This window comes from Meiothermus cerbereus (assembly GCF_051297115.1).
Taxonomy (GTDB): domain Bacteria; phylum Deinococcota; class Deinococci; order Deinococcales; family Thermaceae; genus Meiothermus; species Meiothermus cerbereus_A.
In genome coordinates, this window is sequence record NZ_JBEVAL010000097.1 from 1 (window position 1) to 8,654 (window position 8,654).

The following is an 8,654-nucleotide window of genomic DNA, read 5'->3' on the forward strand; positions in this document are numbered from 1 at the left end:
CGAGGTCATCCGGGGGTGGCGGGGTTCGGGTGGATTCCTGAAGAATGACTATCTATCTAAGGTTGGTATTAGACCAATTTTGGCGGTGGTCTATAATGGCCTGTATGCGTCGTGTCGTTGTTACTGGAATTGGCCCGATTGCTCCCAATGGCATCGGGGCTGAAGCCTTTCATAAAGCCCAGCTCGAGGGTAAATCTGGCATCCGTAGGATTACCCAGTTTGATGCCTCGAGCTACCCGGTTCAGATTGCGGGGGAGGTGGACATAAACCCTGAAGCCTACATCGACCGGCGTGAGCTGCGCCGTCTGGACCGCTTCACCCAGCTGGCCCTGATTGCCGGACATCTGGCCTTGCAGGACGCGGGCCTCGAGCCAGAAAAAGAAGACCCCACCCGCATCGGTACCCTTATCGGAACGGGCATCGGGGGCATGATTACCTGGCAGGAGCAGAGCAGGGTGCTGTTTGAAAAAGGCGGTACCCGCCTTTCGCCTTTCTTTATTCCCATGATGATTGCCAACATGGCCTCGGCCCATCTGGCCATGAAATATGGCTTCATGGGGCCTTCGTCTACCGTGGTGACGGCCTGTGCCACTGGCTCAGATGCCATCGGTAATGCGTTTCGGGTTGTGCAGCTGGGCGAGGCCGATGTCATGCTGACAGGCGGTACCGAGGCCTCGGTAGCTGAGATGGCCATTGGCAGCTTTGGGGTGATGCGGGCCCTTTCGACCCGTAACCACGAGCCTGAAAAAGCCAGCCGCCCCTTTACCAAAAGCCGCGACGGCTTTGTGCTCTCGGAAGGGGCTGCGGTCTTGGTGCTGGAAGAGTACGAACGGGCCAGGGCCCGCGGCGCTAGAATTTACGCCGAACTGGTCGGTTTTGGCCGCAGCGCCGATGCCCACCACATCACCGAGCCCCACCCGGAAGGCAAGGGGGCTGCCCTCGCCATGAAAGCCGCCCTCAAGGACGCAAAAATCAGCCCTGAGCAGGTGGGTTACATCAACGCCCACGGCACCTCGACGCCAGTTGGGGATAGAGCCGAGACCCTGGCCATAAAAAATGTTTTTGGCGAGCACGCCTACAAGCTTGCGGTCTCGTCCACCAAGAGCATGATTGGACACCTGCTGGGCGCGGCGGGGGCCATTGAGGCCATTGCCAGCGTTCAGGCCCTGGCGAGCGGAATTCTGCCCCCCACCATTAACCTCGACGACCCCGACCCCGAACTCGACCTCGACTATGTGCCCAACACCCCTCGAGAAAAGCAGGTGGACTACGCCCTCTCGAACTCCTTTGCTTTTGGGGGCATGAACGCGACCCTGTTGTTTAAGCGGGTCTAGCACCCCCGCCTCGCAACCTCGAGCATCTTGTCGTGCCTGGGCCTTCCCAGGTCGCGCAAGCCCTTTTTGCTGGTGTACCCGTTTTGCGCGGTGGTTGCAGGGTGCAAGCCAGCGCAGCCGGCTGGATGACCCCCTTTGGCCGTGACTGTGCAGCCAAACTCAGCATACCAACCTACCATTCGCTTATCATTTTCTTGCTTATATTGAAGTATGACCCTGCGTCAAGCGTTGTTGAGCGGTTTGGCGGTGCTCGGAATGGCCGGTTCGGCACTGGCTTCTCCTGCCCAGGATTTATTCGATCAGGCCACCTTTCTGATTGGTTTTTATTACAACGGCCCGGCCAAAGTCCCCCACTTTAGGGAGCTCCGGCGGCAGTATCAGCCAGAACTCCAGCGGCTTTGCGCTACCGAAGGGGATCGCTGTGGCTTCGATAAGGCCAGACGGGTTATCGAACGCATAGTGCAGGACATCGCCGACCCTTTTACAATGCTGCTTACCAGAGACCAGCTCATTGATGACCAGCGCTATGGGGCGGGCCTGGGGCCGGCTGCCCCCCGGGTGGGGGTCTGGGTGCGGGAGACCCCCAGGGGGCTGGTGGTGAGCGAGGCCTTTCCCGGCGAGCCTGCTTATGAGGCAGGGCTGCGCCGGGGCGACCTGATTACCCAGGTTGCGGCCCAGCCCGCAACCCTGGCCCGCCTGAGTGCGGCTGAGGCAGCCCGCAATGCCTTTAGCCTGAGCTACACCCGCCAGGGGACGCCCCGCACGGTCACCCTTACCCCACGGGTGGCCGGGACTACCATGCAGCCCCGGCTCGAGATCAACAACAACACGGCCTATCTGCGCGTCTATCACCTGTACAGCTCCGAAAACTACTCCACGGCCCAGCGCATTCACGATGCCGCACGCCGGGCGGAGCAAGCCGGAGCTCGAGGGATGGTTATTGATCTCCGCGACGCCCTTACCGGCTACGATTCGGAAGCCCTGCTGAGTGCGGCGGCCTTTATCGGCAGGGGTGGGTTTATCTACGACCGCCGCTTTGAAGGTCAGGACGAGACCCACACGGTGGAAAACGGCAAGCTTTATGTGCAGCCCGAAGGCGACGAGAAGGAAGAACAAAGCGCCCTCGAGCGGCCCTACCTGGCCCGTATACCACTGGTGGTGCTGGTTAACCGAAATACCTTCAACTCCGCGGAGATGCTGGCCTACTTCCTGCAGGCCGCGGGCCGGGCCAAGGTGGTAGGCGAGCCTACTGCCGGCGCCCTGGGGATGTCCGGGAGCGCTGAAGGTCCCCTCATCAACGGCGAGTTTATTGCGGTTTCCTCACTCAGAATGCGCAACCTGGACGGCTCGCCCTTCCCCCTAAAAGTCAGCCCCGACGTGGTGATGGAAGACGACCTCGAGGCCCTCGTTGCAGGGCGCGACCGGATACTGGAGCGTGCCCTGGAAATGCTGCGGTAGGTGGATACTATGCGCAAACTGTTTGCAACCCTGGCCCTGCTCGGCTCGCTTTCGCTGGCCTCGCCTGCTCAGGATCTCTTCGACCAGGCCAGCTTCTATGTGGAATTCTATTACTACGGCCCCGCTGCCCTGAACCTCAAGGAGCTTACGGCCCGCTACCAAAGCGCGCTGGATCGCGCCTGTGCACCCCAAAAAGACACCTGCTCCTATAGCCAGGCGGTGCCCATCATCCAGCAGATGGTGGAGGAGTTGAACGACAACCACACCTATTACCTGAGCCCCGAAGCCCTGCGCAGCACCCGTGAAAGTCGTCAGGGCAACGCACCTTCCCGCACGCTGCGTATTGGCGTAACCCACCTGCCCATACCCGGCTCCCGTGACCGCCTGATTGTGGATGTGGTAGAGGGAGGGCCTGCCGACGAGGCTGGGTTGGCCTATGGCGACCGCATCATCGCCATCAACGGTCGGCCCCTGAGCGAGCTACCCGACGACAACCAGGTCGTACAGTTCTTAACGCAATCGGTGCAGTCGGGGCGTCCGGTGGTTCTGACCATTTTGCGGGGCCCTGAACGCCAGCGCCTCGAGATCACCCTTACGGGCCGCGAAATCAACCTGGCCCGCTTCCCCTCGCTCAAAATTAGGCCGGACGGGGTGGCGGTGCTCAAAATCCCCGACTTCGACGCCCAGGGTCAGGTGGGGCGGCGGGTGCACGAGCTTGTGCGCGAAGCCCAGCAGAAAAACGCACGGGCCATGGTATTGGACTTGCGGGGTAATAGCGGCGGCTTGCTCACCGAGATGATTGTTTCGGCGGCTGCTTTCCTGGATGAAGCTTACGTGGCCCTGGTGGACCGCTACCAGACCGAGCGCAACGAGTTTCGCGTCCGCGATGGGCGGCTTACTGTTACCCGCAACGGTCAAGCCGAAAGCGTTAACCTGCCTTTTCTGACCCGCTGGCGCGGCCCACTGGTGGTGCTGGTAGACGGAAACACCGCCTCGGGCGGGGAGTACCTGGCCTCGGCCCTCCAGAAGGCCAGGGTCGGGCCCCTGGTAGGTGTGGCCACGCTGGGTATTGGCAATACCACCACCCGCCCCTTCAACCTGATTAACGGTGGGGCCCTGAGCATCTCCTACAACCGGGCCTTTTTTGCCGATGGAACGCCCTTCCCAGCTCGAGCTACCCCAGATTTTGTGGTGGAGAGTTCCCTCGAGCAGCTCGCCAACACCGGGCGCGACCTCCCTTTCGAGAAGGCCCTGGAGGCGCTGGGCATTAGGTCTACAGGCCGTTAGTGGAATGCTTTAGGTGGGATTCAACCGAGCGTGGGTTGAAAATTACATCCCAACTGGGGGCTTTTGCTTACAATCTGGGTGAAGCTATGAAAGTTTCTGCACGCCTCGACTTCCTGCCTGTTACAAGTGATTCGGCTACAGTCGTGCACAGTTTGTATCTGAATTGCCCCACCTATATCGCGCTTATTGGGGGCGACATGCCCTCCCTGAACGACATTCAGCGCGAGCTCGATACCCTTCGCCATGACACGCGGCGTCAGGCGGTTTTGCTTTTTCACCAAGACCGGGCCGTGGGTTTTCTGGACTACAAAGTGGCCTACCCCGACCTGCACTCGGCAACCATCAGCCTGTTGCTCATCGAAGAGAAACTTCAGGGCCAGGGCTTGGGCAAAGCCGCAGTGGAGCAGCTCGAGGCCATGCTGCGAAGCCGTATGGATCGGCTATACGCAGTGGTGTATGGCAACAACGAGCAGGCCAAACGCTTCTGGGAGCGGCTGGGCTTTGAGCACTTGCGCGATAGTGGCCCTACCCTAAGCTGGTACTTGAAAGCACTGAAGTAATTTTGGGGGTGCACCTATGGATCTGGGTATTGCGGGCAAGCTGGCCCTGGTGACGGGAGCCTCGCAGGGAATTGGGCGGGCTGTTGCTATCACTTTGGCGCAAGAAGGGGCCAGGGTGGTGGTGGTGGCACGAAGCCACGAGAAGCTTCAAGAGCTGGTGCAGCAAATTGAGCTGGATGGGGGAGAGGCCCATGCGGTTGCGGTTGACCTCACACAAGCCGTGGAGTTAGAGCGTCTGGTTGCGGAAGTTCAGAAGCTGGGAACTGTAGAACTTTTCCTGGGTAATACAGGGGGGCCCAGGCCTGGAGCAGCCCGAGATCTGAAGGTGCAAGATTTTCGTACGGCTGCTGAGTCGCTGTGGTACCCGATGGTGGCGCTGGTAAATGCTTTGCTGCCTGGTATGCAGGCGAGGCAATTTGGGAGAATCCTGTTCATCACCTCGTTGGCTGTCAAAGAGCCTATCGAAAACCTGGCTCTTTCCAATGCTCTGCGGGCTGGGCTTACCGGGTATGCCAAAACCCTGGCCAGGGAAGTGGCCTCCCTGGGCATTACGGTCAATACCCTGGGGCCGGGCTATACCCGCACTGAACGTGTCGAGGAGGTATTTGCCTTTCGTGCCCAGAATCAGGGTATTGACCTGGAAGCAGCGTATGCCCAGCAGGCTGCACAGATACCGGCCGGTCGTATGGCCTTGCTTCAGGAGATTGCCGATGTGGCCGTTTTTTTGTTGTCGGCCAGGGCCAGCTATCTGACCGGCCAGGCCATTATGGTAGATGGTGGGGCTATTCGCGGGTTGCTGTAACCCCTACCCGAAGCTTTCTATCTATCGCACTCTTCACAGGCGTGGTTTCCCATCTGGGAGGCCACTGTGCTGTGCAGGACAAAGCCATCAAGTTGTGAGCAGCTCAATATTTGTGAAGAGCACTCTAAGTATCTCTGTGAAGCCGGTATAAGGTGGGGCAAGCCTAGCTCGGGCGATGGGACAAATGCCGCCTGCTGTGGGCCTTACCCTAACAAGATGATGCAGGTGACTGTGACCAGGCCTTTTGAAATCTTCGAAAGCTTTGCGCTGTTTAAAGGGGTAGCTTCTAGCAGCATTGAGTTTTTAAGTGCACAAAGCGAGTTGCTCGAGCTGACCAAAAGCCAACCCCTTTTCTTTCAGGGCGATCCAGTAGAACGGCTTTACCTGGTGGTAGAGGGGCTCATAAAGGTATAGCGTCTCGATCCTAAAGGGGATCGCCAGGTTGTGATTCACATGAATCAATCGGGCCAGTGTGTTGCTGCCATGGCAGTTTTTTTACACCAGCCCAAATACCCGGCTTCAGCCGAAGCGGCCGAGGCCAGCCGGGTTCTGGCCATATCTGCTGAGGCCCTTTACCGCTTGGTGCAGCAAGACCTTACCCTTTGCAACAACATGTTGCATCTGGTAGCAGAGTGTGCCCAGCAGGTGGTTCAGGTGCTCGATCGAATGGTTTTCCGTGAGCTGGACTCGAGGCTGGCCGAATACCTGCTTTTTATGGCGCAGACACACGGTCAGGGTTTTAAGCTGCCCACTAATACCGAAATTGCGGCCATTGTAGGGACGACCCCCGAGCCGGTAAGCCGCAAGTTGGGCCAATTTTCTTTGCAGGGCTGGATAGAAGTTAAAAAACGCGAGGTTCGTGTCACCAACCCATCTGCATTGCAAAAGCTGGTGCGAGCTGTATGAACTCCGCCAGAAGCGTTCTGCTAAGTCCAGGTACCAGTGCTCTTCCTGCTGATGCTTGGGGTGGGGGCCCCAGAAAGCAAACCAATCAAGAATCCGATTTGTCGGCTCTATAACAGAATTTGACTTTAGTCATGGACTTTTTGGCTTCGGGAGTGTTCAGATACTTGGGGGAGTTTATCTCGGAGGTGGTAATGAAAATTTCAGCAGAGGTCATACTATGCGAAACTGGCTGACCGGAGGAGGCATCGTACTGATGGCAGCCCTCCTGTTGGGGGTGATGGCTGGAGCTGGGGGATACACTGCCAACCGTGCCCAAGCCATCTCGTATCTCTCCAACGATCCCAAAGCTTGTGTGAACTGCCACATCATGCGTGAAGCCTACGACACCTGGCAGAAGTCTGGTCACGGCCATGTGGCGAAGTGCGTAGACTGCCACCTACCCCACGACACGGTTGGCAAATGGGCCACCAAGGTCGAGCATGGCTGGAACCACTCCGTGGCTTTCACCCTGCAAAACTTTCACGAGCCCATTCAAATCAAAGGACGAAGCCTGGCAGTCGTAGAACAAAACTGTGTAAGTTGCCACCGCAACCTGCTTGGGGGAGTTTTACAAGCCCAAACGGCTTTTCGGAATGCTCACACCAATCTGGATGCTAACCAAGGAGTCCTGGGTTGTGTGAGCTGCCACCGAGGCGTGGGACACGGACATTAGGGGGAACCTATGAATAGACGATGGCTATGGGTTAGTGCAACGGTAGCAATTCTTGCGGCACTGGGGACTCTTGGAATACTGGCTCTGTTGAACAACATCAACACCCGCCAGGCTGAGGCCCGAGAGACCGTGTTTCGGGTGGTAGACATTACCGAAGAAACCTATGATTCCTCGGTATGGGGAAAAAACTTTCCTTTCCAATACGACACCTTCAAACGTACAGTAGATGTCGAGCGCACGCGCTATGGCGGATCGGAAAATATCCAGAAGTTGGATAAATATCCGCACTTACGCGTTTTGTGGGAGGGCTTTCCTTTCGCGGTAGATTTTCGCGAGGAGCGCGGTCACTATTACATGCTGGACGATCAGCGGAAGACGGAGCGGGTGCATCAGTTTAAGCAGCCTGGTTCATGCCTCAACTGCCACTCCAGTGTGATCGAGGCCTATCGCACCGCGGCACTTCAGGGTGGCCTGCCTGCCGACAAGGTGCATACCCAAGAGGCCTTCTTTGTGGGTGCCAAGGTACTTAGTGAGATGCCCTGGTCGGAAGCCAACAAACTTGTCAAGAATGCAATTGGCTGCATTGACTGCCATGATCCCAAGACCATGGCTTTACGCATCACCCGTCCAAGCTTCTTCAATGGCATCCGCGATCTAGCCAAGTCCAACGATCCCGTGCCCCACCTTCCCAGCATCGAACGCTGGCGGGCCGGCAACCGGCAAAAGGAGTACGACCCCAACGTAGATGCCAGCCGCCAGGAGATGCGCTCGATGGTGTGTGCACAGTGCCACGTGGAATACTACTTTGACAAACCGCCCACCAGAACTCTAATTTTCCCTTGGCAAAACGGTCTGAAGGTTGAGCAGCAGTTGCAATACTACGACCAAATCGGTTGGCGGGACTGGGTTCACAAGAGATCAGGGGCCGAGGTAATGAAGGTTCAGCACCCCGAGTTCGAGATGTGGTCGCAAGGTGTGCACGCTCGAGCGGGTGTGTCCTGTGCAGACTGCCACATGCCCTACCAGCGTGTAGGTGCTGTCAAGATTACCAACCACCACGCACGTAGCCCCATGCTTAACATTGCCCAAAGCTGCCAGACCTGCCACAACGTTCCGGAAGCGGAACTGCTAAGCCGGGTGGAAGCCATCCAGACCCGTACCGACAAGCTGCAAGAACAAGCAAAACAGGCTGTGGTAGACCTGATTCAAGCCATCGTGGCGGCCCAAACCAGTGGAGCTTCTGAGGAGGCTCTCAAGAAGGCACGCGCCCTTCAGCGCTCTGCCCAGTTCAAGGTGGATTGGGTCTTCTCGGAAAACTCACGTGGTTTCCATGCACCCCAGGAGGCCGCTCGAATTCTGGGTGAATCCATTGATGAAGCACGGCAAGGCGTTCTAGAAGCCTACAAAGCCGAAATAGCCGCTAAGGCCAAGCAGTAGCCCCATCTTGCGGGCAAACTTGCCACAAGCAGTGCATCCCCGCTAAATAGCGGGGATGCAAGCTTTTTAGATGTGCCGCGATCACCGTGTCATGTGATACCAAATCTATGTAGATAATAACTCATGCCAAGCAAAGCCATAGCCCTACACGCCCACCT

9 protein-coding genes and 1 pseudogene are annotated in these 8,654 nt (G+C 57.8%); all 10 read left to right on the top strand.

Annotation, left to right across the window (positions count from 1 at the left end; all coding sequences use genetic code 11):
- The first annotated feature begins 104 nt into the window (after positions 1 to 104).
- The 10 genes and pseudogenes from fabF to ABWU19_RS13585 all read left to right on the top strand — a co-directional run bounded on the left by fabF (position 105) and on the right by ABWU19_RS13585 (position 8,496).
- The gene (fabF, locus tag ABWU19_RS13540) at positions 105 to 1,334 is read left to right on the top strand and encodes a beta-ketoacyl-ACP synthase II (protein WP_435902197.1); all 1,230 of its coding nucleotides are present in this window, start codon (positions 105 to 107) and stop codon (positions 1,332 to 1,334) included.
- A gap of 210 nt (positions 1,335 to 1,544) precedes the next feature.
- On the top strand, positions 1,545 to 2,792 hold the full coding sequence (locus ABWU19_RS13545) for a S41 family peptidase (protein WP_435902198.1): 1,248 nt from the start codon (positions 1,545 to 1,547) through the stop codon (positions 2,790 to 2,792).
- A 9-nt stretch (positions 2,793 to 2,801) separates the two neighbouring features.
- Positions 2,802 to 4,079, top strand: a complete 1,278-nt coding sequence (locus ABWU19_RS13550; RefSeq protein WP_435902199.1) for a S41 family peptidase — start codon at positions 2,802 to 2,804, stop codon at positions 4,077 to 4,079.
- 86 nt (positions 4,080 to 4,165) lie between these two features.
- Positions 4,166 to 4,639, top strand: coding sequence for a GNAT family N-acetyltransferase (locus ABWU19_RS13555; protein ID WP_435902200.1), 474 nt, complete (start codon positions 4,166 to 4,168; stop codon positions 4,637 to 4,639).
- Positions 4,640 to 4,655: 16 nt separating this feature from the next.
- Positions 4,656 to 5,441 carry an SDR family oxidoreductase gene (locus ABWU19_RS13560; RefSeq protein WP_435902201.1) on the top strand — a complete coding sequence of 262 codons (786 nt, stop codon included), beginning with the start codon at positions 4,656 to 4,658 and terminating at the stop codon, positions 5,439 to 5,441.
- A 216-nt stretch (positions 5,442 to 5,657) separates the two neighbouring features.
- A complete protein-coding gene (locus ABWU19_RS13565; protein ID WP_435902202.1) occupies positions 5,658 to 5,855 on the top strand; it encodes a hypothetical protein in 198 nt (65 codons plus the stop codon).
- Between the two features lie 21 nt (positions 5,856 to 5,876).
- Positions 5,877 to 6,023, top strand: a pseudogene (locus tag ABWU19_RS13570) (cyclic nucleotide-binding domain-containing protein); the annotation flags it as partial.
- Positions 6,024 to 6,347 carry a Crp/Fnr family transcriptional regulator gene (locus tag ABWU19_RS13575; RefSeq protein ID WP_435902205.1) on the top strand — a complete coding sequence of 108 codons (324 nt, stop codon included), beginning with the start codon at positions 6,024 to 6,026 and terminating at the stop codon, positions 6,345 to 6,347.
- 217 nt (positions 6,348 to 6,564) lie between these two features.
- Positions 6,565 to 7,059 (top strand): cytochrome c nitrite reductase small subunit, encoded by a 495-nt coding sequence (gene nrfH / locus ABWU19_RS13580; protein WP_435902203.1) that lies wholly within the window; start codon positions 6,565 to 6,567, stop codon positions 7,057 to 7,059.
- A gap of 9 nt (positions 7,060 to 7,068) precedes the next feature.
- Positions 7,069 to 8,496 carry an ammonia-forming cytochrome c nitrite reductase subunit c552 gene (locus ABWU19_RS13585; protein WP_435902204.1) on the top strand — a complete coding sequence of 476 codons (1,428 nt, stop codon included), beginning with the start codon at positions 7,069 to 7,071 and terminating at the stop codon, positions 8,494 to 8,496.
- Positions 8,497 to 8,654: the final 158 nt, after the last annotated feature.

Bases quoted from the DNA above. Each gene is read 5' to 3' on its own strand.
- fabF (WP_435902197.1), top strand. From the start codon at position 105: ATGCGTCGTGTCGTTGTTACTGGAATTGGCCCGATTGCTCCCAATGGC.
- ABWU19_RS13545 (WP_435902198.1), top strand. From the start codon at position 1,545: ATGACCCTGCGTCAAGCGTTGTTGAGCGGTTTGGCGGTGCTCGGAATG.
- ABWU19_RS13550 (WP_435902199.1), top strand. From the start codon at position 2,802: ATGCGCAAACTGTTTGCAACCCTGGCCCTGCTCGGCTCGCTTTCGCTG.
- ABWU19_RS13555 (WP_435902200.1), top strand. From the start codon at position 4,166: ATGAAAGTTTCTGCACGCCTCGACTTCCTGCCTGTTACAAGTGATTCG.
- ABWU19_RS13560 (WP_435902201.1), top strand. From the start codon at position 4,656: ATGGATCTGGGTATTGCGGGCAAGCTGGCCCTGGTGACGGGAGCCTCG.
- ABWU19_RS13565 (WP_435902202.1), top strand. From the start codon at position 5,658: ATGATGCAGGTGACTGTGACCAGGCCTTTTGAAATCTTCGAAAGCTTT.
- nrfH (WP_435902203.1), top strand. From the start codon at position 6,565: ATGCGAAACTGGCTGACCGGAGGAGGCATCGTACTGATGGCAGCCCTC.
- ABWU19_RS13585 (WP_435902204.1), top strand. From the start codon at position 7,069: ATGAATAGACGATGGCTATGGGTTAGTGCAACGGTAGCAATTCTTGCG.